The organism is Microbispora sp. H10836 (genome assembly GCF_012999525.1).
Taxonomy (GTDB): domain Bacteria; phylum Actinomycetota; class Actinomycetes; order Streptosporangiales; family Streptosporangiaceae; genus Microbispora.
On sequence record NZ_JABBWU010000039.1, the window covers coordinates 1 to 21,069 of the forward strand.

22 protein-coding genes are annotated in these 21,069 nt (G+C 67.0%); 4 read left to right on the forward strand and 18 right to left on the reverse strand.

All coding sequences use genetic code 11. From position 1 onward, the window contains the following. From HHX30_RS39260 to HHX30_RS39270, 3 genes are all read left to right on the forward strand, one after another. Positions 1-585: IS3 family transposase (locus HHX30_RS39260; RefSeq protein ID WP_169989019.1), on the forward strand; the 585-nt coding region annotated here is incomplete at its 5' end. Positions 586-628: 43 nt separating this feature from the next. Continuing rightward, positions 629-1,069: a 5-methylcytosine restriction system specificity protein McrC gene (locus HHX30_RS39265; protein ID WP_311923043.1), complete on the forward strand. Its 441-nt coding sequence runs from the start codon at positions 629-631 to the stop codon at positions 1,067-1,069. 206 nt (positions 1,070-1,275) lie between these two features. After that, the gene (locus HHX30_RS39270; protein WP_169989020.1) at positions 1,276-1,638 is read left to right on the forward strand and encodes a hypothetical protein; all 363 of its coding nucleotides are present in this window, start codon (positions 1,276-1,278) and stop codon (positions 1,636-1,638) included. A 54-nt stretch (positions 1,639-1,692) separates the two neighbouring features. On the opposite strand, the gene HHX30_RS43050 is transcribed toward HHX30_RS39270, so the two are convergent. After that, positions 1,693-1,815 (reverse strand): hypothetical protein, encoded by a 123-nt coding sequence (locus HHX30_RS43050; RefSeq protein ID WP_283246997.1) that lies wholly within the window; start codon positions 1,813-1,815, stop codon positions 1,693-1,695. A gap of 319 nt (positions 1,816-2,134) precedes the next feature. On the opposite strand from HHX30_RS43050, the gene HHX30_RS39280 reads away from it, so the two are divergent. Continuing rightward, positions 2,135-2,584: an ATP-binding protein gene (locus tag HHX30_RS39280; protein ID WP_311923040.1), complete on the forward strand. Its 450-nt coding sequence runs from the start codon at positions 2,135-2,137 to the stop codon at positions 2,582-2,584. A 444-nt stretch (positions 2,585-3,028) separates the two neighbouring features. Here the strand turns inward: HHX30_RS39280 and HHX30_RS39285 are convergent, their stop codons facing one another. The 17 genes from HHX30_RS39285 to purU all read right to left on the reverse strand — a co-directional run bounded on the left by HHX30_RS39285 (position 3,029) and on the right by purU (position 20,995). Continuing rightward, the gene (locus HHX30_RS39285; RefSeq protein ID WP_169989022.1) at positions 3,029-5,083 is read right to left on the reverse strand and encodes a chorismate-binding protein; all 2,055 of its coding nucleotides are present in this window, start codon (positions 5,081-5,083) and stop codon (positions 3,029-3,031) included. Between the two features lie 4 nt (positions 5,084-5,087). Beyond that, on the reverse strand, positions 5,088-6,365 hold the full coding sequence (locus HHX30_RS39290; RefSeq protein ID WP_169989023.1) for an ABC transporter substrate-binding protein: 1,278 nt from the start codon (positions 6,363-6,365) through the stop codon (positions 5,088-5,090). Then, positions 6,362-7,474 (reverse strand): branched-chain amino acid ABC transporter permease, encoded by a 1,113-nt coding sequence (locus HHX30_RS39295; RefSeq protein WP_169989024.1) that lies wholly within the window; start codon positions 7,472-7,474, stop codon positions 6,362-6,364. Before HHX30_RS39295 ends, HHX30_RS39290 begins: the two co-directional genes overlap by 4 nt. Further along, positions 7,474-8,364, reverse strand: a complete 891-nt coding sequence (locus tag HHX30_RS39300; protein WP_169989025.1) for a branched-chain amino acid ABC transporter permease — start codon at positions 8,362-8,364, stop codon at positions 7,474-7,476. The genes HHX30_RS39295 and HHX30_RS39300 overlap by 1 nt, the downstream gene beginning before the upstream one ends. After that, positions 8,361-9,203: an ABC transporter ATP-binding protein gene (locus tag HHX30_RS39305; RefSeq protein ID WP_169989026.1), complete on the reverse strand. Its 843-nt coding sequence runs from the start codon at positions 9,201-9,203 to the stop codon at positions 8,361-8,363. The genes HHX30_RS39300 and HHX30_RS39305 overlap by 4 nt, the downstream gene beginning before the upstream one ends. After that, positions 9,200-10,042, reverse strand: a complete 843-nt coding sequence (locus HHX30_RS39310; RefSeq protein ID WP_169989027.1) for an ABC transporter ATP-binding protein — start codon at positions 10,040-10,042, stop codon at positions 9,200-9,202. Before HHX30_RS39310 ends, HHX30_RS39305 begins: the two co-directional genes overlap by 4 nt. Positions 10,043-10,963: 921 nt before the next feature. After that, positions 10,964-11,446 (reverse strand): MaoC family dehydratase, encoded by a 483-nt coding sequence (locus HHX30_RS39315; protein ID WP_169989028.1) that lies wholly within the window; start codon positions 11,444-11,446, stop codon positions 10,964-10,966. A gap of 12 nt (positions 11,447-11,458) precedes the next feature. Continuing rightward, positions 11,459-12,361, reverse strand: a complete 903-nt coding sequence (locus HHX30_RS39320; protein WP_169989029.1) for an SDR family NAD(P)-dependent oxidoreductase — start codon at positions 12,359-12,361, stop codon at positions 11,459-11,461. A gap of 143 nt (positions 12,362-12,504) precedes the next feature. Further along, a complete protein-coding gene (locus HHX30_RS39325; protein ID WP_169989030.1) occupies positions 12,505-13,173 on the reverse strand; it encodes a response regulator transcription factor in 669 nt (222 codons plus the stop codon). Beyond that, a complete protein-coding gene (locus HHX30_RS39330; protein WP_169989031.1) occupies positions 13,170-14,690 on the reverse strand; it encodes a GAF domain-containing sensor histidine kinase in 1,521 nt (506 codons plus the stop codon). Before HHX30_RS39330 ends, HHX30_RS39325 begins: the two co-directional genes overlap by 4 nt. Further along, on the reverse strand, positions 14,683-16,272 hold the full coding sequence (locus HHX30_RS39335; protein WP_169989032.1) for an AMP-binding protein: 1,590 nt from the start codon (positions 16,270-16,272) through the stop codon (positions 14,683-14,685). Before HHX30_RS39335 ends, HHX30_RS39330 begins: the two co-directional genes overlap by 8 nt. Beyond that, complete coding sequence (locus HHX30_RS39340) at positions 16,272-17,135, reverse strand: amidohydrolase family protein (protein ID WP_169989033.1); 864 nt, start codon at positions 17,133-17,135, stop codon at positions 16,272-16,274. The genes HHX30_RS39335 and HHX30_RS39340 overlap by 1 nt, the downstream gene beginning before the upstream one ends. A gap of 287 nt (positions 17,136-17,422) precedes the next feature. Then, positions 17,423-17,698: a muconolactone Delta-isomerase gene (locus HHX30_RS39345; protein WP_169989034.1), complete on the reverse strand. Its 276-nt coding sequence runs from the start codon at positions 17,696-17,698 to the stop codon at positions 17,423-17,425. Next, positions 17,698-18,585: a bifunctional 5,10-methylenetetrahydrofolate dehydrogenase/5,10-methenyltetrahydrofolate cyclohydrolase gene (locus HHX30_RS39350; RefSeq protein WP_169989035.1), complete on the reverse strand. Its 888-nt coding sequence runs from the start codon at positions 18,583-18,585 to the stop codon at positions 17,698-17,700. Before HHX30_RS39350 ends, HHX30_RS39345 begins: the two co-directional genes overlap by 1 nt. Before the next feature lie 58 nt (positions 18,586-18,643). After that, positions 18,644-19,351: a 4-carboxy-4-hydroxy-2-oxoadipate aldolase/oxaloacetate decarboxylase gene (locus tag HHX30_RS39355; protein ID WP_169989036.1), complete on the reverse strand. Its 708-nt coding sequence runs from the start codon at positions 19,349-19,351 to the stop codon at positions 18,644-18,646. Positions 19,352-19,353: 2 nt separating this feature from the next. Then, positions 19,354-20,088, reverse strand: coding sequence for a PIG-L deacetylase family protein (locus HHX30_RS39360; protein WP_169989037.1), 735 nt, complete (start codon positions 20,086-20,088; stop codon positions 19,354-19,356). Positions 20,089-20,122: 34 nt separating this feature from the next. Further along, entirely contained in the window at positions 20,123-20,995 is an 873-nt protein-coding gene (purU, locus tag HHX30_RS39365) for a formyltetrahydrofolate deformylase (RefSeq protein ID WP_169989038.1), read from the reverse strand. Positions 20,996-21,069: the final 74 nt, after the last annotated feature.

The window sequence follows — 21,069 nt, forward strand, 5'->3', positions numbered from 1 at the left end:
TACCGGCGCAAGGGCCGCCGCAACCTGGTGAACCAGGCCACCGAGGAGGACCTGGTGCAGCGCCGCTTCACCGTCGAGGCCCCCGATGTGCTGTGGCTGACCGACATCACCGAACATCCCAGCCGCGCGGGAAGGCTGTTCTGCGCGGCCGTCATGGACGCCTATTCACGGCGCATCATCGGCTGGTCCATCGATTCGCGTCAGGATACCGATCTGGTAGTCGGAGCGCTCGCGATGGCCGTGGCGAGGCGTAATCCGAACCGGGAATCGACTATTCTGCATTCCGACCACGGCACGCAGTACACGTCCTGGGCGTTTGGAAAGCGTCTGCGGGACGCCGGGCTGCTCGGCTCGATGGGCACGGTCGGCGATTGTTACGACAATGCCATGATGGAATCGTTCTGGGGGACGATGCAGCTCGAACTGCTCGATACCCGGACCTGGGAAACCCGCGAAGAGCTCGCCAACGCCATATTCGAATGGATCGAATGCTGGTGTAATCCATACCGTCGTCATTCCAGTATCGGAATGCACAGCCCCGTCACGTTCGAGAGCCTCTACCTGCCCTCAGACACCATCGAGTGACCACACCACAGGTGTCCGTGCTACGGGGGGAACCTCAGCCGAGATCTTCGAGCGGTTCCTCACGACCCGGCTGACCGAGCTTCTGCAGCCATACGGCCTGCGCTGTGCAGGGCAGCAAGGGCACCACCGCCTCGACCGCGGCGGCAGTGTGCTCTTCCGGCCTGACATCGTCGCCTACGGTGGAGGGCGCCCGGCGGCCGTGATCGACGCGAAGTATCGGGAGCTGGGCGGACCGCCTCCCACCAGCCACTTGTTCCAGCTCATCTCCTACTGCACCGCACTGGGCATCCGAGACGGGCATCTCGTATACGCCGCGGGCGGTCCCGCCGCTATGCCGTACCGAATCACACAGTCGGACATCACCGTAACCGCTCATGTGCTCGATCTCGCGCTGCCGCCCGAACAGCTCAATCAGGTGCTCCATCGGATCGCCGAAATGCTCGCAAGTGGCGGCTCGGGAGACAGCACGACCGCTACGGCATGATTCGGTGACCCCCGGCTACCGCGCTCGTACAGCATTCCTCACGTCCCTCATCAGAGCGATCGCAGTGGCCCGGCTGTACGGCGGCCAAGAGAGGGCGCTTGGGTTGTCAGAAACGCCAACGTGAATGCTTGAAGTGCAGGATTGATTACTTAGAGTAGGGATGGCTGTCAAGGATCAACGGGGGAGACATGGCATCGAGGGCAGGGTTGTCCGTCGCGCTGCTGGCCGGGGCGCTGGTTATGGGGACGGTCGGATCGGCCTGGGCCAGCGCGCCAGGCTGGAGCGATGCTTATGGCGACGGCCGCGTGAGCGTTCCGGTGGATCGATCGACGATCAAGGTCTGCGACGGCAGGAAGGACAACGTGGCCTACAAGGCCGTGTGGCACAACGACAATCCCGTCGACGCGCGCAAGCCGTTCGAGGTGCGGGCGCCGCAGGGCGGCTGTGCTACCGACAGTTCCCTGTTCGGATCGGTCAAGGTCTTCAAGCTGTGCCAGGGGCAGATCGGTGCGGACAAGCGTGTCAGGTGGGGTGCCTGCAGAGCGGCGGTATGGCCGGGCGGACGCTGACCCGAACCCAATCTTGGGGCGGCGCGACCGTCGTGGGAAATGGGCGGTAGCCGGTCAGCTGTCCGTGCTGCCGCCCCCGAGGGTGTTCTGGAGCTCGCCCTGCTTCTGCTCCACCACTGTCTTGATCAACGTGGCCAAGCCCAGCGCGACGCCGGCGATGATGGCCGTGATGATCACCCACTCAACGGCTGAGGCTCCACGCGTTGGGGCTGTTCGGGCGCGCTGAATCCGAACACCCAGGTACGCCCGCAGGTAGATGGCCCAGGGATGGTTCACTCCGCCTCGACATCCTTCATAGCAGTGTGGGTGAGACAGCGTGGGGCCCACCCTCTGTTGCTCATTGCAACCGCTGATGTGCAGATTGTCGCCGACATGAAGCTGCCTGGCAGGCAGAACCAGCTAGGAATCTGGAACTCCATGTCGCAGCTTCGCGCGGTGGCAATCCTCCAGTCTCCTGCGCCGTCTCGCGCCCCCGTCATGTGTCGCGGAGAACCTGGTGATCGCCGGCCCGTCCGGGACCGGCAAGTCCCACTTCGCCGAGGCGATCTCACACCTGGCGATCGAGAAAGACCTACGGGTGGCCTGGTTCACCCTGGAGTCGCTCAGCGCCGCCATCAGCCGAGCCAAGATCGACGGGTCGGTCTCCCGCGCGATCACCAGGATCTGCCGCAGCGACGTCATCGTGATCGACGACATCGGGCTGCTCCCGGTCAGCCACGACACCGCCGAGGCGTTCTACCGCCTCGTCGACGCCGCCTACGAACGCCGCTCGGTCGCCGTCACCAGCAACATCCACCCGCCCGGCTTCGACACGATCATGCCCAAGACGCTCGCCACCGCGACCGTCGACCGGCTGATGCACCACGCCCACCTCGTGGAGACCAGCGGCGACTCCCACCGCCTCGCCGAGGCCCTATCCGGACGCGGGGTGGTCCCATTGACCTGACCGCCCACCAGGAGAACGACCTGGCCACCCACCAGGAATTCCGGTGACCACACCAGGAATTTCGATGGCCATCAGCCTGGAGAAATCTGGCCGCTCAACTGGAGAACAGCGTGTCCGCTAGCAATCGGGCCGGATCGTGCGGGTCATTCGCCGTAGGTCCCCGACAGTCGCGGGTGAGAGCTCCTGTCATCGTCCGACGGCACGACGCCCAGGGACACGCGGATGCGAGCTGTGGCTCATGCAGAGCCAGACTGGTCCCTGGATCGATATCGAGGAGATCGGTGCCCTCGTACGCCGGTCGCAGCGCGTGCCGCACGGTGAAACTGGTGTCGGTGTTTCGGCCCTCGTCGGAGAAGGAGCCCGGCGTGACGTTGACGACGCCGCGTACGAGTGGCGGGCCGTCGGCCAGCCGATCGAGCAGTCGCTGAGCGCGAGGTTGCAGCTTCATGCGGACTTCCCGTCTGGAGCTCGATGCCGAATGCCGGCGGCGCCGGCTCTTGTGGTGATGAATGACCGAATGACGTCCTGGCCGCGGTTGGTGAGGATCGACTCGGGGTGCCATTGGACGCCCTCGACGTGTGAGTACAGCCTGTGTCTCACGCCCATGAGCTCTCCGTCCTCGCACCAGCTGGTCGGCTCCAGCCATCGGGGCAGGGACGTCGGGTCGACAGCGAGTGAGTGGTAGCGCGCCACCGTTACGTCTTGCGGCATCCGAGCGAGTACGCCCCGGCCGTCGTGGCGGAGCCGGTCGGGGCGTCCATGTACTGCGGTGCGCGCAAGGACAACCTTGCCCCCGAAGGCCTCCGCGATCGCCTGATGCCCCAGGCAGACCCCGAGCACGGGCGTCGTCGGCGCCAGCGCAGTAATCAACGGCACGATGATGCCTGCGTCAGCAGGTGCGCCAGGACCAGGGGAGATCAGCACGTGTGTCACCAGACCCCGCCGCCGCAGGGTCATGACCTGCTCCATCGTCATGGCGTCGTTGCGTACGACCCAGGCGGAGGCTCCGGCCTGTTTTACGTAGTGAGCCAGGTTGTGGACGAAGGAGTCGTAATTGTCGATGATCAGGACACGGGGGCGCTCCATGTTCGGCGGCCAATCAGGTAAGGCAGGCCGCCACCTTGATCGCAGCGGGGGATTCAGAGGGGTGCCCGCGTTGGCCACCTCGGGCTCTCGGGCCGCGCCCCGCTCGACGGTGCCACCGACCGCCGTCATTAGCGGAGCCGCCTTGACGAAGCACTCCTCCAATTCGGCTCCGGGGTCGGACAGCATCGTGATGCCGCCACCCACCCCGAGCCAGATTCGAGCGGCGGCGATCTCGAAGGTGCGGATCGTCACGGAGAGCTCGCAGCCGGCCACTGGACTGACGTAGCCGATGGCGCCGGTGTAGGCCTCGCGTGCGGTTGTCTCCACTTCGTTGCACAGCCTCATGGCCGCCACCTTGGGGGCTCCGGTGACCGACCCGGGTGGGAAGGTGGCGCGCAGGAGATCACCGTCGGTGACACCCTCGTCAAGGAGTCCGCTGACGTCGGAGACGAGATGCTGCACCGAGTGCGCCTCGATCCGATTCAGGGCCGGCACTTCTACGCTCCCCGGGCGGCAGATCCGGGCCAGATCGTTGCGCATGAGGTCCACGATCATCACGTTCTCGGCGCGGTCCTTGGCGGAGGTGGCCAGAACGCCGGGATCGCTTGTGGCCGGCGCGGTGCCCTTGATGGGCGAGGTCATCACCTGCCGGCCGTACCGTCGCAGGAAGAGTTCGGGTGAGAAGCTCGCGATCTGGCCGTCGGGCCAGCCGAGGAAGGCGGCGAACTCCGGCCGGAGCCTTCGCACGCCACGGGCGAACAGATCGATGGCCCCGCCGTTCAGGTCCGCCTCCAGACGCATGGTGACGTTCGCCTGGAACAGGTCACCCGCCCTGATGGCCTTCTGGGTGCGTTGAACAGCACCGACGTGGTCTTGCTCGCCCGGAATCGGGCGGAACGACCCCAGCCGGTACGGGCGCGGCTCGCCGCAGGCAGACGCGAGGTCCTCGATGAACCGGGTACGCCGGTCGCGTTCCTCGGATTCCTCGTGGAGGCCGATGAGCTGTTCCAGCCACCATCGACCTTCACGGAGGACGAGCACCAGGTCGTAGAAGGCCAGACGGTGGAGAGGCTGGGGCACCGGCCGGGCCGGTGCGGGACCGAGAGCCTCCAGTGCGCCGCCGAGCTGGTAGCCCCAGGCTCCCAGCCATCCGCCGCCGAACGCGTCCTCCGTCGTGTGGGTGTCCGGCACATCGTCGACCAGCATGAAGGGGTCTTCGGATTCGTCCGCCACCTTCGCCGGATTCCAGGTGATGATCGGGCATCTGGCGTGCCAGCGGCCCAGGAGCCCGACAAGGTAGGGGCGGTCCCGCAGGCGCACCAGCAGGTCGATCGGCTCTTCCCGGAGATCGATCGGCTGTCGGTGCACCCGCGGCGAGATGGCCGTGCGCTGAGGCGGGTCAGGAGCAGGCATGGCTTCAGAAGTCGGGACTGGAGCCCTCGGGCGCCTGGTACTGGACGGCGACCGCGCTCAGTCCGGAGGGTGCGGCCACGTCGTAGGCATAGATCGTGCTCGTGCGGGGCAGCACGCGGTCAGCGGGTGCTCCGAGCTTCACTTCGCCGCCGAGGCCCTGGAAGGTGAGCTTGTCGAGCTCCGTGCTGGCCCGCCGCAGACCTGCGCCGCTCAGGTCGCCGTTCTTTACGGCCTTCTCCAGCAGCTGGGTCGTGGCGAGTGCCTGCATGTATCCATAGACGTGTTGAACCGTGATCTCGGTCTGCCCCAGGGCCTCGCGCAGGACGCGGATGCCTTCGACGGAGGTGTCGTCGAGCTTGGCTCCTGGCCCGGTGAACAGGACATGCTTTGTCAGGTACTCCGCGATCGGTGACTTCTTGAACGCGGTGGAGTTGGCAATGAACTCGGCGATCCACTGCGGCTGGAAGTCCAGTTGGGTGGCTGCGGCGACGACGGAAGGCAGGTTGTTGGCGGCACCGCCGAACACGACCACGTCACATTCGTCGCGCTTGAGTTCGCTGATCTGAGCGGTGAAGGCGGTGTCCAGGGGTGCGAACTTCGTCACAATCCCGAGTGGGGCACCTACGGCTTTGGTGATGAACGTCACCGCGTCGGTATCGGCCTTGCCCCACTCGCTGTCCATCACCAGCGCGCAGTAGCGGGCCTTGGCCATGGTGGGGGACGTCTTGACGAGGTAGGAGACGGCGTTGACGACGTTGGTCTGGTACGAGGAGAAGGGCGGGAGAACCGCGGGAATGGTGCGCAGGTGGGAGTCCTGGGCGCTTGGGACCATGATCCCGGAGCTTCGGTCGAGGATCGGGACGAGAGCGTTCACCGAGGGGGAGCCCAGCACTCCGGACAGCATCACGACGTCGCCGGCGATCTTCTGATAGGCCTGGACGGCGAGCTGTGGGTTGTACTGGTTGTCCGCGGTCACCACCTGGACCCTGTACTTTCCCGCGATGCCGCCGGCGGCGTTGACCTTGTCGAACCACGCCTGCTGACCCACCAGTTGCTCCTTGGCGGTCGCGGAGATCGGTCCGCTCAGCGCGAGGACATTGCCCACTTTGATCGTCCCGGCCTGGGGATCGAAGCCGGGCACCGCCGAGGGGCCGCCGGCGGCACCACTGTTTCCCGAGGTCGTTTGGGCGGCGCAGCCCATGCTGGTGGCCACGATGGTCAGCAGTGCTGACACGGCCGCGAGCCGGTGCGAGCGAGGAGACATGAGGATCGTTCCTTTCATTTGCCGACTGCCGCCGTGGACTTGTGACGAGCGACGCCGGCCAGACGCGCCCGTACGCGGCGGATAACGTGGACCAGCCCTCGGGGCTCAAGCGTCAGGAAGAGGACGATGAGCGATCCGTAGAGGATCAGGGTCAGGTCCGTGGTGCTCAGGCCCGAGCCGCCCGCTTCGGACATGAAGGGCAGGGAGTCCGCCAGCGCATCGACTGCCACCGGGACCAGGCTGACGAACAGAGAGCCGAGAACCGGTCCGGAGAGGGTGCCGAGACCGCCGATGACAATGATCGCCAAGTACTGCACCGACAGGGCGACGTCGAAGTTCTCGGGCCGGATGTACTGGAGGTTCGCCGCGAGGAGCCCACCGGCGATCCCGGCGATGCCGCTGGCCAGGACGAACGCGTTGACCTGGGTGCGCAGCATGCGCACTCCGAGGACCTCGGCGGCGATGTCATGGTCGCGCGTCGCCTGCATGGCGCGGCCGCTCCGGGTCCTCATGACGTTGGCGACGACCAGCAGCGTCAGGGCCAGGACGGACCAGATGAGGATGAACATGCCTTGCTCGCGGGCGAAGAGCAGGCTGGTGATCTGGAGCCGCTCGAAGTCGGCAGGGCCGAGCGAGGCGTGCGCGGTGACGACCGTGCCGTTGAAGCCGCCTGTGACCGAGCCGAGATTCCGGGCGGCGTAGATCCCGATGAACACGAGGCTCAGCGAGACGATGGCCAGGTACGGACCTCTCAGCCGCAGTGCGAACGGCGCGATGACTGCACCGGCGACGGCGGCCAGGAGTCCTGCGGCGGGGAGCCAGAGGATCATGGGCAACCCGAGCGCTCCGCCGACGTACTGACCGGTGAACGCCCCGACGCCCACGAAGAACGCGTGCCCCAGGGAAAGCTGTCCGGCATACCCGGTGAGTACGTTGAGTCCCGTGGCCGCGATGGCAGCCACACCCGCGGCGTTGAGTACACCCAGCCAGTACGAGCTGCCCACGTTGAGCGGGATCGTGACGACGGCGAGGAGCCCCAGACTGATGAGGACTCTCGTTCCCCGGCTGGATGTCAGCCGGGGGACGAGGATAGGGGTGCCGTTGCCGGCCACTGTCGCGGAAGTCATCAGATTCTCCTGGCCTGAGCGGAACCGAAGAGGCCCTGCGGTCGAACGAGCAGCATGGCGAGCATCAGCAGGTAGGGCACGACCTCGTGGAACCCGTCGCCTACCGCGTCTGGAAGGCGGACGACGGCGAACTGCTGGACTACGCCGATGACGAGGCCCGCGACCACGGCGCCGGTCGGCGAGGTGAGACCGCCGAAAATGATCACAGGCAGGGCGAGCAGCGCGAGGACCTCCATGCCCGGACGCACTCCGCCGCCTCCGGTGGTGGCGAGGAGGGAGCCCGCGATCGCTCCGAGTGCGCCGGAGATGGCCCAGGCCAGGCGGTGCACGAGCCGGTCACTGATCCCCTGGGCCATCGCCGCCTCGGGATCCTCGGCGGCGGCCTGCATCGCCAGGCCGAGGCGTGAGAAGCGGAAAAACAGCACGAAGAGCGCGAGCACGACCAGCGTCACCACCACGACCGCCAGATCTCGCTGACCGATGCTCAGGCTTCCGATGCTGACCTTGGCAAGACCCCACGGGTCGTGCAGGGTGAGCTGGGCTGTGCCCCACACCCCCGCGATCACCGCCGGGACGACGATGGAGATCCCGAAGGTGACGAGGATCGGAGGGTAGAGGCCTTGGAGCGCGACCCGATGGACGATGGTGGCCTCGAGCACGGCCGCCACCACGGCCACGAGTACGGTGGCGAGAAGGACTGCGGGCCAGAACGGTAGATTCAAGATCTCTTGGCCTGAGTAGGTGAGGTACGCGCCCAGGGCGACGAACCCGCCCTGGGCGATATTGAGGACACCGGTCGCCTTGCTTACGATCACGAAGCCCAGCGCCACTAGGGCCAGGACGCAGCCTGCGGCCACTCCTGAGGCGAGGATCTGGGCGTTCTCGGTCATTGTGGTCCTTCCTGAGGGTTGGGCGACCGGGAGTCCCCCCGAACGGCGGCGTGGACGAGGGCGTCATCCGTTCCGCCGAGATAGGCACGGACGACGCGCGGGTCGCGCATGGCCAGGTCCGGCGCTTCGAGGCAGACGACCTGTCCGAAGTCGATGACGAGGGCGCGATCGGCCACCCGGCGGACCAGCGCCATGTCGTGCTCGATCATCACTACGGTGAGGTCGAGCTGACGCTGCGCGGTCTGCACCCAGCTGGCCAGCTCGTTGCTCTCCGTCGCGTTCATCCCTGCCACGGGCTCGTCGAGCAGGAGCAGGCGAGGCTTCAGCGCCAGCGCGCGAGCCAGCTCAACCCGCTTCTTCACCCCGTAGGGCAGATCGCGCACAGGTCTGCCGGCAATGCCGTCCAGTCCTGTCATTTCGAGCAGCGGCAGGCATTCGCGCCGTGCCGCGTACTCCTCCTTGCGCGCCCGGCCCCACCAGAATGCTCCGGACAGGATCCCCGATCGCATGAGGTGGTGGCGGCCGAGCACGACGTTCTCCAGGACCGTGAGCTCGTCGAACAGGGCGAGGTTCTGGAAGGTCCGTGCGACCCCCAAGGAGGCGATGGTCGACGGCCGTCGGCCGATCAATGAGTGGCCGTCGAGGGCGACCTCGCCCTGCTGAGGCCGGTAGAAGCCGTTGAGCACATTGAGGAGGCTTGTCTTTCCTGCGCCGTTCGGCCCGATGATCGCGAAGAACTCTCCGTGCTCCACCGCGAAGCTGATCCCGTCGAGCGCTGTCACTCCGCCGAATCGCAGGCTCACGTTGCTCACTTCGAGCAGTGGTTTCTTTTCGTTCATGCGTCCGCCGCTCCTACCGCTCGATCCAGCTCCGCTTGGCGGTTGGCGTCGTCCTCGGAAAGCCCCAGGTAGAACGTCTGGATGTCCTTGTCGGCCAGGAGCTCCCTACCAGGGCCGGAACGAGTCACCTTTCCGTGCGCCAGCACGTAGCCGTGGTCCGCGATGGAGAGCGCCATGGTGGCGTTCTGCTCGATCAGGAGCACACTGGTGCCGGCCTCGCGGATGGCTTTCACTGTGGACGCGATCTGCATTACGATCTTGGGAGCGAGACCGAGTGACGGCTCGTCGAGGACGATGAGGCGCGGGAACTGCATGAGCGCTCGCGCCAGCGCAAGCATCTGCTGCTCTCCGCCCGAGAGGAGTCCGGCCTGTTGCTGATATCGCTCTTTGAGTCGGGGAAACAGCTCGAAGAGCCACTCCCTCCGCTCTCGTAGGGCTTTGCGATCGCGCTGGGTCATGCCTCCCGCGACCAGGTTCTGGTCGACGGTGAGGTCGGCGAAGACCCGGCGGCCCTCGAGCGTCTGGCTGACGCCGGATCGCACCATGCGCGGCGCCGACCAGGTGGTCGTGTCCTGGCCGGCCCAGTGCACTCGTCCCTGCGTCACCCGGCCACCGTGGAAGCCCAGCATTCCCGTGACGGTTCGCGCGAGCGTCGTCTTGCCGGCACCGTTGGCGCCGACCAGGGCTACGACCTCGCCAGGTGCAACCGTCAGGGATACGGTGGTCAGGACCTGTGTCGAAGCGCCGTACCGGACACAAGCCTCGTCCACGACCAGCCCCTCGGAGGCTGAGCGGCGTGCTTCGGTGTGCGGCACAGCCCCTTCTCGGGTGTCTTTCATGCTGTGACCGTAGTGACGGGGGCCTCACTCCTGGATCGGTGCAACGATGAGCTTCGGTGACCGATCTGCGCAGGTCGCCTACGTCATCTGTCGCGTAATGGCGGCGAAAGGTCGGGGCGGCGTTCAGCCGCGTCTCCGGGTACAGCGGCGAGATGCAGAAGGGTCGCGGTCAACTCGTCCGGCGCGGTCACCATGGCCTCGTGCCCGCCGGCCACCTCGCACACGTCCCAGCCGAGCTCGCGGACCGTGGCAAGGGCCGGGCAGGCTGTGATCAATACCTGCAGATGTGGTGTTCGGCGGCCTCCAGGGTGCCGAGCTGGCGGAGGAAGCACCCGGCGGCCTGGCGGACGGTGGGTGGCGCCGGCGAGCGGACTCATCTGCAGGTGGGATGGTGACCGGTGCCGGCGCGGGTGCCTCGTCCGGCGGGGTGACGGCCGCCAGCTCCCGTAGGTGGGCGCGGTGCTTGGTGATGGTGCGCTCGACGGCGTCGCCGAGGTTTCCACACGTGCCATCGGTCGGCGACTTCGATGGCCTGGGGTGCACCGCGGGCGGCGCCGTCGGCGTAGCAGCCGGCCCTGTCCCGGTAGACGACTGCACCCCAAGATGTGTACCCAGCCAGGCGGCCAGCGCATCGGCTGACCGCTCGGGCAGCATGTCGACCGGCCGACTGGTGGTGGTTTCGATCAGGATCCTCCCGTAGGTGCGACCGCGAAGGGCGAAGTCGTCCACGCCCAACACCCTGGGTCCGCTGTTGGGTTCGGGGGGTCGGGCAGGGATTGGATCAGCCGAATCAGCGTCATCCGGTTCACCGCCGGCTGAGCGAGCCGCAGAGCCGGTTGGGCGCGCGCCACGTCGGGCGTGAGCGATGTCGGAGACGTACGTGTCCTGCGCGGCCCCAGGTCTGCCTTTACATGGTCGCGCTCACGGGTACTGCCTGATCACGATGGTGGCGACGCACGCCGGCTTCCCTCCGCCTTCGAGCTCGAACGTCAGCGTGAGTGTGAGCTGGACACCGCCGGCGACCTCGGTAACCGCGTCGGCTACCACGGAGGCACGCAGCCGGCTGCCCACGGGCACCGGCGCGGGAAAGCGGACGCGGTCACATCCGTAGTTGACGCCCATGGAGAATCCCCGCAACTCGAGAGCCTCTGGAAGCAGGCTGGGGATCAACGAGAGGGTCAGGTATCCGTGCGCGACCGTTCCACCGAACGGGCCGTCCTTGGCCCCCTCGACGTCCACGTGGATCCACTGGTGGTCGCCGGTGGCCTGGGCGAACTGGTTGACCTGTTCCTGAGTGATCTCGACCCATGAGCTGTGGCCGAGTACCTGACCCAGCGGCAGTGCGAGGGCGTCGGCGACACCGTCGACACGATAGGGGTCGGTTGCGGTTGAAAGGGTGCTCATCGGCTCCTCCAATCAGAAATCAAGTGGGGAAGGCATGTAGTCCTGCAGCTCGGCACCGCTGCTGGTGAAGAGCTCGTCGATGCTGGGGACCGACCAGCCGCCGTCGTGGTAGTGGTAGCCGGTCTCGCTTGGATGGGTCCAGAAGCCGATCCGATCGCCGCCCACGGCGATGGCCTGACCCGTGACGGCTGCGGCGCGTGACGACGCCAGCCAGACGACGAGGGGTGCCACGTCGTCGGGAGTGCCGAGGCCGACCCGCCTGATCTTGGGATCGATAGGCTCACCGCGCTCGACCTGCTCGACCAGCGGGGCCAGGCCGGGGATGGTCGCGACCATCCTGGTGAGGGCCGTAGGAATAATCGCGTTCACGGTGACGTCGATCTTGCGGCACTCGGCTGCCCAGGTGCGCATCATGGCGACGATGGCGCCCTTCGACGCGGAGTAGGCGGTCTGCCCGAAGCTGGCTCGTTGTCCCGCAGGGGAACCGACCAGGATGAGCCGGCCGCCCTCGCGCTGCTCGCGAAAGGCTTCCACGGCGGCTCGTCCGCACGTGAAGGTCCCACGCAGGTGGCTGTTCACGACGAGGTCGAAGTCTTCGTCGCTGGTGTTGCGGAGCGTCTTGTCGCGCAGGGCGCCGGCGTTGGTCACCATGATGTCGAGGCGGCCGAATTCCGATCGTGCCCGATGCACGAGCTGGTCGGCCACCCGGCTGCTGCCGACCGGGGCAACCTCGGCCACCGCGCGTCCGCCGCGGCTGATGATGCTCTCGACACACGCCTCGGCGACGTCGCCGTCGAGGTCGTTGATCACCACAGCGGCGCCCGCGGCGGCCAGGGCGTGCGCGTAAGATCGGCCGAGCCCGCGACCGGCACCTGTGACGATGGCCACCCGACCGTTGAGGAAGGTGCCCTCCATACGTCCTCCATGAGGTTCTGACGTGCAGTTCATGGAAGACGCTAGGGGCCGGTGCCTGCTCGGAGATCTGACCAATGACTGGATGCCGCCTCCGAATCCAGCGAGGCCGGCCGAGACAAATGACGTAGCCGGCGGCGGGGCCGTCAGGAGGGGTTGACGAGCCCCTCCTTGATGGCGAGCAGGGCGGCTTGGGTCCTCGACTGGAGCCTGAGCTTGGTCAGCATGTTGCTCACGTGGGTGCGTGCCGTGCGCTCGCTGATGTCCAGCTCTCTGGCGATCTCGCGGTTGGACTTGCCTTCGGCTACGAGGATGAGGACTGTACGTTCCCGGTCGGTGAGGGTCGCGGTCCCGGTGGGCGGCGCGACCATTTCCCTGGTCAGCGCACGCGCGACGGCGGGGTCGATGAAGACCTCGTCCCGGAAGGCGGCCCGAACGGCCGCCGCGACCTCTGCCGGGCCCGCGTCTTTGAGCAGGTAGCCGGTGGCGCCGGCCTCCAGGGCGGCGTGGACGCGCTGGGTTTCGCCGAAGCTGGTCATGACGACGACGGCGACCGCCGGATAACGCCTTCGGATCTCGGCCGTTGCCGCGATGCCGTCCATACGCGGCATCAGCAGGTCCATGAGCACGACGTCGGGCAGTGAGTCGTAGGCCGAGAGCGCGGCGAGCTTGTCCAGCGCGTTGCGCCCGTCGTAGGCCTCGTCGACGAGTTCGATGTCGTCGAGGAGGTCGAAGTAGCTGGTGATGCCGCGCCGTACGACCGTGTGATCGTCGACCACCAGGACCTTGAGGATCGCTGCGTCGTTGCCGGTCACGAGAGTGTTCCAATCGGGCTGCTGAAATGATTCGGCGCGGCGGGGATCAGCAGCCGGACGGCGGTCCCACTCCTGTCTCCCGGTCCGATGATGAGTTCTCCCCGCCAGGTCTTCGCGCGTTCTCGCATGCTCGTCAAGCCGTAGCCCCCCTCTTCTCCGCTGGTGGCCGGAAACCCGCGGCCATCGTCGACGACATCGGCTACGAGCTGCTCCTGCGGTCCTCGCCTGATTGTGATCGTCACCGAGCGGGCCGCCGCGTGCTTGACGGCATTGTGAAGAGCCTCCGCGATGACGAAGTAGACGTCCTCGGCGAGGTCCTCCGGCAGCTTGTCGAACTTCGTCGGGCAGTCGAGCGCCACCTGGACGCAGGAACGTCGCTGCGTGGCCAGGACGAGATCGGTCAGAGCCCTGCTCAGGCCGTTGGCCGCGAGTGGTGCGGGATGGAGTTGGGCGATCAGGCCGCGCAGGTCCTGGAGCACCGACCTGGTGATGTCCTCCAGTTCCTGGGCGACCGGGGCCACCCGCGCCCAGCTGGGCTGGCCGCCGCGATTGGAAAGCAGCTTGAGCGCCTCGGTCTGCATGCCGATCGAGAACACCTGCTGAACGACGGAGTCGTGAAGCTCCCGAGCCAGCCGCTGACGCTCCGCTCGTCCAGCGTCCTGCCGCTGACGTTCCAGGAGTTCGGCGTAGTCGATCGCCAGTGATGCTTGATCCGCCATGGTGGACAGGAACGCGAGCACCTCGTCGGTGACGTGCTGGCTGGGGTTGAAGAAGGCGTTCAGGACGCCGACGGTGCGATGGTTCGCCCGCAGGGGAATCGAGGCGAAGTCTGACCACGGGGGCGTGCGCAGGTAGTCATGGAGCGGGCCCCACGCCGGGTCCGCCAGCACTGCGGTATACCGGTTTCGCACCACAACCGGTTCGCCGGTTTCGAAGGCCTCCAGCATCTTGAGGGAGGCGCCTCGTTCGCGGCAGAGCATGAGCAACTCGAAGAACTCTTCCGAGTGCGGGAAGCCCGCCGATCCCATGACCCGAAGCCCCGGGTCCTTACGCCGGTCTGCCGCCAGGATCTGCACACCGGAGAGCCCGTCGGCCTGCGCCACCTCGCGTGCGATGGCGCCCAGTGAGACCTCGAGGGAACGTTCGGACGCGACACTCGCGGCCGTGGCCGCGACTGCCGCCACATGACGTTGCTGACGACGCTGCAGGGTGACGTCGCGGAAGGTGACGACGAAGCCGCTCGGCAACGCGCCCAGCCGGTAGGTGATCACGGCCAGGCACCCGTCCCCCACCGTGCACTCGACCGACCGCTCGGCATCGCCTACCGCATGGCCTGCCGAATCGAAGGGGAAGGGTGAAGGGCTCCCCAATTGCCAGGCGGACCCGAGGATGGCCCGCCCCGTTGCGTTGAGCCGTACCAAGACGCCGTCCGGCGCCACCTCCGCCAGGCCGACGGGAGCGGCGTCCCACCAGGCATCCGCCGCGTGGGCGGCGTCGGCCGGCGTCGACTCATTCACGAACCCGCTCCTTGGCCCAGGCAACTTCGATCTTTCCGGTTGGTGTCCTGGGAAGCTCCGGCACCATCACGATCGTGCGCGGTACCTTGTAGCCGGCGAGTCGCGTCCTTACCCAGTCACGCAACTCCTCGTCCCGCACGGCCTGCGAACCCGTGGCGACGACCGCCGCTACCTTCTCCCCCCACGTCTCGTCCGGAGTGCCGACCACGACACAGTCACGCACGGCCGGATGTTCGAGGAGCACCTCTTCGACTTCCTGAGGGTGAACCTTCTCACCGCCGCTGTTGATCACGCCGGAGTCCCTGCCGAGGAAGCGGACCGAGCCGTCCATGTTGACCATGACCCGGTCTCCCGGGATGGAATACCGGACACCTTTGATGGTTCGGAAGGTCGTCGCGGTCTTCGCGGAATCCTTGTAGTAACCGAGTGGTGAGGGTCCGCTGTAGGCGAGCATACCGGCGCGGCCGCTGCCGGGCTCCACCTCGGCGTCGTCGTCATCGAACACCTTGGTCGACGGGATGGGCAGGAAGCGTGAGGGCAGATCGTCGGCCGAGGTCGTGATGGCGAACGCGAATGGGCCGCCCTCGCTGGACCCGATGGCATCGGTGATGGTCAGGTCCGCAGCCTCGTGCAGGCGTCGCTTCAGCCCGTCACTGAGCGCTGTGCCCGAGGTCAGCACGTGAGTGAGGGAGGACAGGTCGTAGCTCAGTCCCTGCGAGCGAAGTCGATCCAGCTCGTCGAGGAGCGGGGTCGCGACGGCGTTGCCGGCGATGATGATCGTCTTTACGCGCTGGGCGCCGACCTGCCTCCACACGGCCGCGGGGTCGAGCCGGGTCCCGCCCGCGAGGACCACGTGACCGCCGAGCAACATGGTGCCCAGAGTATTGAAGAACCCCGTGCCGTGCATCAGCGGCACCGCGGGCATGGTGACGGGCAGCCGGTCGTCACCTGCGAGGATCGCCGCCTTGACTGCCTCATCCAGGGTCGAGGGGAGCTCGACGCCCACGGGCTGGTATACGGGCACGGCCAGCGAGTGCAAAAGATCGCGCTGCCGCCAGATCACGCCCTTCGGACGTCCCGTCGTCCCTCCCGTGTACATGAAGAGCTGGTCGGTGCCGGGACGTTCTTCGCGGGGGTGTGGCGAAGCGCTCGCGATGGCACGCTCGAACTCATCGTGTTCTGCGGAGCCTCCGGCGCGGAGAACGAGTGCGAGGGTGGGGACCTGGCCGGTGATGCCTACGACGTTGTCGGCGAGGCTGTCGCTGAATACCAGGGCCTTGGCGTCGGCGTCGTTGAGCAGCGCCGCCAGTTCGCCGCCCGTGTAGCGGTAGTTCGCGTTGACGGGAACAGCACCGATCTTCATAGCGGCGAAGACCGTTTCGAGGTAGGCCGGGACGTTGTAGAGGTAGCAGGCGACCTTGTCCCCCTCGCCCAGGCCCGCCTGCCTGAACACCGTAGCGAGGCGCGCAGCCCGCTCGTCGAACTCCCGGTAGCTGAAGGCGCGAACGGGCGTGGAGATCGCCGTACGGCCGGGCACGGCGCTGGCTACCTGCTCGATGATGGTGGCGAATCCCGTGTCCATTACTTCTTTTCCATTCCGAAGAGGCGCGCTGCGTTGTCGCGGAGGACGAGCGGCCGGACCTCGTCCTTGATGGGGAGTTTCGCGAAGTCCCCGAGCCAGCGGTCCGGCGTGATGGCCGGGAAGTCCGAGCCGAACAGGACCTTGTGCTTGAGCAGTGAGTTGACCTGGGCGACGAGACTGTCAGGGAAGTACTTGGGCGACCAGCCGGACAGGTCGATATAGACCTGCGGCTTGTGCCCGGCCACGGCGAGAGCCTCGTCCTGCCAGGGGAACGACGGGTGGGCGATGATGATCGGCATGTCGGGGAAGTCGACGGCGACGTCGTCGAGGTGCAGGGGATTGCTGTACTTGAGCCGGATGCCACCGCCTCCACGCTGGCCCGCGCCCACGCCTGTCTGGCCGCTGTGGAAGAGGGCCGGGATCCCAGCCTCGGCGATCACTTCGTAGAGCGGGTAGGCGAGTCGGTCGTTGGGGTAGAAGCCCTGGTCACTCGGGTGGAACTTGAATCCACGCACGCCGAAGTCCTCGATCAGCCTCCTGGCGGCCGCGACGCCTTCCGCGCCGCGGTGCGGGTCGATGCTCGCGAAGGGAATGAGCACGTCCGAGGCATCGGCGGCGAGCCCGGCAATCTCCTCGTTGGACACCGTCGGGCCTCGCCCAGTACGTGCCGGGCTGTCGACGGTGAAAACGACCGCAGCCATTCTCCGCTCGCGATAGTAAGCGGCGAGCTCCGGGACGGTCAGCTCGGGAATGTTGCCGAATGTGCCGGAGAGCTTGTCCGACTCGCCGCCCCGGGTGGGATTATGCGTTGACGCCAGGACGTGAGTGTGGACGTCGATGGCGATGAGGTCGTCGATCTTCATCTCTTCCTTCGGGTGCGAGGGCGTGAGAGTGATATGGCCGTCTCGGCGCCCGGCGCGAGCAGGGCCGATCTCGTGGGACCTCTTCAATTCCTGATCCCCTTCCCACCCGTCGCCGGGGACCGCGAAGGGCCAGGTTGGCCAGAACATTCGCCCTCTCCCGGCGCGGGAGAGACGCGCCCGGCCCTTCCCTTCGACATCGGAACCTAGCAATGACGTGCGGCGCGGACTGGAGACAATGAGGCCGGCTCGTCTAGGACAAATGACGTAGACGCGTACTCAGTATCGTGTCAGCGTTCCTGTGGATGCGTGGCGAGTGGTTCGACGGTGGCGCTGATCCACGGAAACATGGGGAGAGAGGCCAGCGCGTCATGGAGCTCGGTGGCGTCCGCGGCGCTCCACAGCCCCACCACTCCGCGGGTGCCCGGTACCCGCCAGAGGCGGATCAGGACGCCCGCCGCGCGCAACTCGGCCGCGCGCTGCCGTTCCTGGCTGCGCAGCCGGTCACGTTCCTCCGCCGGCATGTCCGCGGGCGGATTGGCCTCGAACCGGACGAGGAACTCCATCACCGCACCTCCCCGGCGAGCGAGCCGACGAGGGGTCTGTCCGACTGGGTCTGGTGGGCCTCGGCGGCCCGCATGGTCTGATCGAGCAGCGTGGCGATCGTCATTGGCCCGACACCACCGGGTACAGGCGTGATCAGGCTGGCATGCCGGCGGGCCGCCTCGTACTCGACGTCGCCGACGTTGCCGGGGTTGTATCCGGCATCCACAACGACGGCGCCCGGTTTGATCCACTCACCCTTGATCAGCTCCGGTCTGCCGACCGCGGCGACGATGATGTCCGCCCGAGCGACCTGCTCGGCCAGATCCGGCGTGCGCGAGTGACAGAAGGTGACCGTGGCGTCCCGCGCCAGTAGCAGCATGCCGACCGGCCTGCCCAGGATGGCACTCCGTCCCACCACCACAGCGTGTCTGCCGGAGATCGGCACCTCGTACGCGTCAAGGAGGGCCAGAATCCCTCCCGGAGTGGCCGAGCGGAAGCCCCCTTCGTCGAAGGACATCATCGCGAACGACGTCCTCGTCACTCCGTCCACATCCTTTCCCGGAGCGATCGCCTCGAACGCGGCACGCTCGTCGATCTGCGGAGGGACGGGGTGCTGGAGCAGGATGCCGTCGACCTCGAGATCAGCGGACAGCGAGGTGATCGTGGCGACGAGTTCCTCGGTGGTGGTGGCCTCGGGCAGCTCGATCCTTCGCGAGAGCATGCCGACCTCGCGGCAGCGGTTCGCCTTCATCTTGACGTAGGTGTGGGACGCGGGATCGTCTCCCACCAGCACGGTGGCCAGGAGCGGTCGCCTGCCGTATTTCGCGAGGAACTCACCGACCTCGGCTGTGAGGCGATCATAGATCGCTGCCGCTGTGGCCGTACCGTCCAGGATCTCGCCGGGCATCCGTCATCTCCTCAGGATTACGCGCGTTCGGGTGCCGCCGGACCGCGCGGCTTAGGTGTCAGGGGTTGTCGGGATCGTCCAGGTCTGACCAGGCGACGTATTCAAGTCCCTGGGCCGCCAGTCGCTCGCGCATGCCGTAGCGGTCGAGCCCCAGCTCGCCTGCCCGGAAGGCGGCACGGGTGGCCTCCTCCTTGGCGATCCGGGCTTCGGCGGCCCGGTGCACGGCGGGAACCTCGGTCCGGGGCACGACAACGACACCGTCGTCGTCGGCCACCACGGCGTCTCCCGGCCGGATCCGCTGTCCGCCGAGCACGATGGGCACGTTCACCGCCCCTAGGGTCGCCTTGACCGTCCCTTGCGCGCTCACCGTGGTCGACCATGCCGGGAAGCCCAGCTCACGAAGCTCGGCGACATCGCGGACCCCGCATCCCAGGACGACGCCTCGGACTCCTCTCGTCTGGAGGGCGGTGGCGAAGAGCTCGCCGAACAGGCCATCCGTGCTCGGCGAGGTGGTGGCCACAACCAGGAGATCGCCTGCCTGGCACTGCTCGACCGCGACATGGATCATGGTGTTGTCGCCTGGCCAGCACAGGGCCGTGACCGCGGTGCCGGCCCTTCGTGCGCCTGCCCATGCCGGTCTGAAGGCGGGGCCGAGGAATCCGGACCTGCCCTGTGCTTCGTGGACGGTGGCGGTCCCGAGTTCGCCGAGGCGCCGGACGAGATCCTGGTCGGCGCGGGGCGGTCCGGTGACGACGATGTTTCGCATGTTCAGTTCAGCCGATCTGTTACGTGCGGGTAGTGCCTCATGTACGCCTCGCCCTTGGTGCCGTCCGAGATGCCGAGGTTAGGGCCGGCGTTCCGCTTGACCTGGACGCCGCGACGGGTGGCGAGGTCGGTGTAGTAACTCCACATGTGCTGCTGAGCGGGCAGCGACTCCATCGCCTTGCGCTTGATCTCGAAGACGTCGGTGATGTCGAGCAACACATCCGGATGGAACTGCGACATCTCTGATTGGTGCGGCTCGAAACTGAACACAGGAGGGGCTCCCAAGGGGGCACCCGGAGCTTCATATCCGACCGCCTGGGCCAGGATTCTGGCCTGGATCGCCATCCGCGCCGCCGCGGGGTGATCGCCGTTGTAGGGGTCCACCAGGGTGTGAGTCAGCACCAGTGTCGGCTCGGTCTCCCGGTAGACGTGGACCAACTGGTCCACGAGCTCCTGGGACTCCAGCAGCGGATAGTCACCGGCGTCGAGGAAACGAATCTCCGCTCCTAGGATGTCGGCCGCCGCCTCGGCCTCGGCCCGGCGGATGGCCTTGATCTCCTGGAGGTTCTTGCCCTCACGCCAGGCGCGGGCGGACTCGCCGCGCTCGCCGTAACTGAGACAGACCACCATCGCACGTCCGCCCCTGGACGTGGTGAGAGCGATCGCGCCGCCGGCCCGCCAGACGAAGTCGCCGGCATGGGCGCTGATGACAAGGACCGAGTCGCGCGCAGAAGTCATTTCGATCTCCTCATGACTGTGTTGATGTGCCCGGTCAGAAGATGACGGTGGTGTTGCCGTCACGGATGATGCGGTCCTCGCAGTGCCAGGCCACTGCGCGGGAGAGCACCTGGCGCTCGACGTCGGCGCCCCGGCGCTGCAGGTCGGCCGTCGTGTGCTCGTGACTGACCCGGACAACGTCCTGCTCGATGATGGGGCCCTCGTCGAGGTCCTCGGTGACGTAGTGCGCGGTCGCGCCGACGAGCTTGACCCCGCGCTCCTTGGCCTTCTGGTACGGCCCCGCACCGATGAAGGCCGGAAGGAACGAGTGGTGGATGTTGATGACGGGTACGCCGATCTCGTCGAGGAAGTCGCCCGAGAGGATCTGCATGTACCGCGCGAGGACGACGACATCCACGTTGCCCTTGAGCAGATTCAGGTGCTCCTTCTCCGCCTCGGCCTTGGTGTCCTTGGTCACCGGGACATGAATGAAGGGGATGCCGAACTGCCGTACGTCGTCGCCGAGGTCGGGGTGGTTCGAGATCACCATGGGCACGGTCATCGGGATCTCGCCGCGGCGCTGACGCCACAGCAGGTCGAGCAGGCAGTGATCCGCCTTCGAGGCGAGAATCCCTACGCGCTTGGGCTTGCGCGCCTCTACCAACCGCCATGTCAGGCCCAGTTCCTCGCCGAGCCGGGCGTCCAGGATCTTGCCGAGTTCCTGAAGGCGGTTCGACAGGTCGACCAGGTGGAAGACCGTCCGCTGGAAGAAGCGGCCGCCTCCGGGGTCCGAGGAGTACTGGTCGAGCGAGACGATGTTCGCACCCACGCTGGTGAGCGCTGAGGAGACGGCCGAGACGATGCCGGGCCGGTCCTCGCCCTGCACGATGAGCCGGCCCTCTTCTGGGCGCGACTGATGCGATGCCATGGGGTGTCCTTTCCTGCTCGCGAGCTGCTGGGGCGAGTCCGAGCCGGGCACGCAGAGCGCGTCGCCGCTTCTCG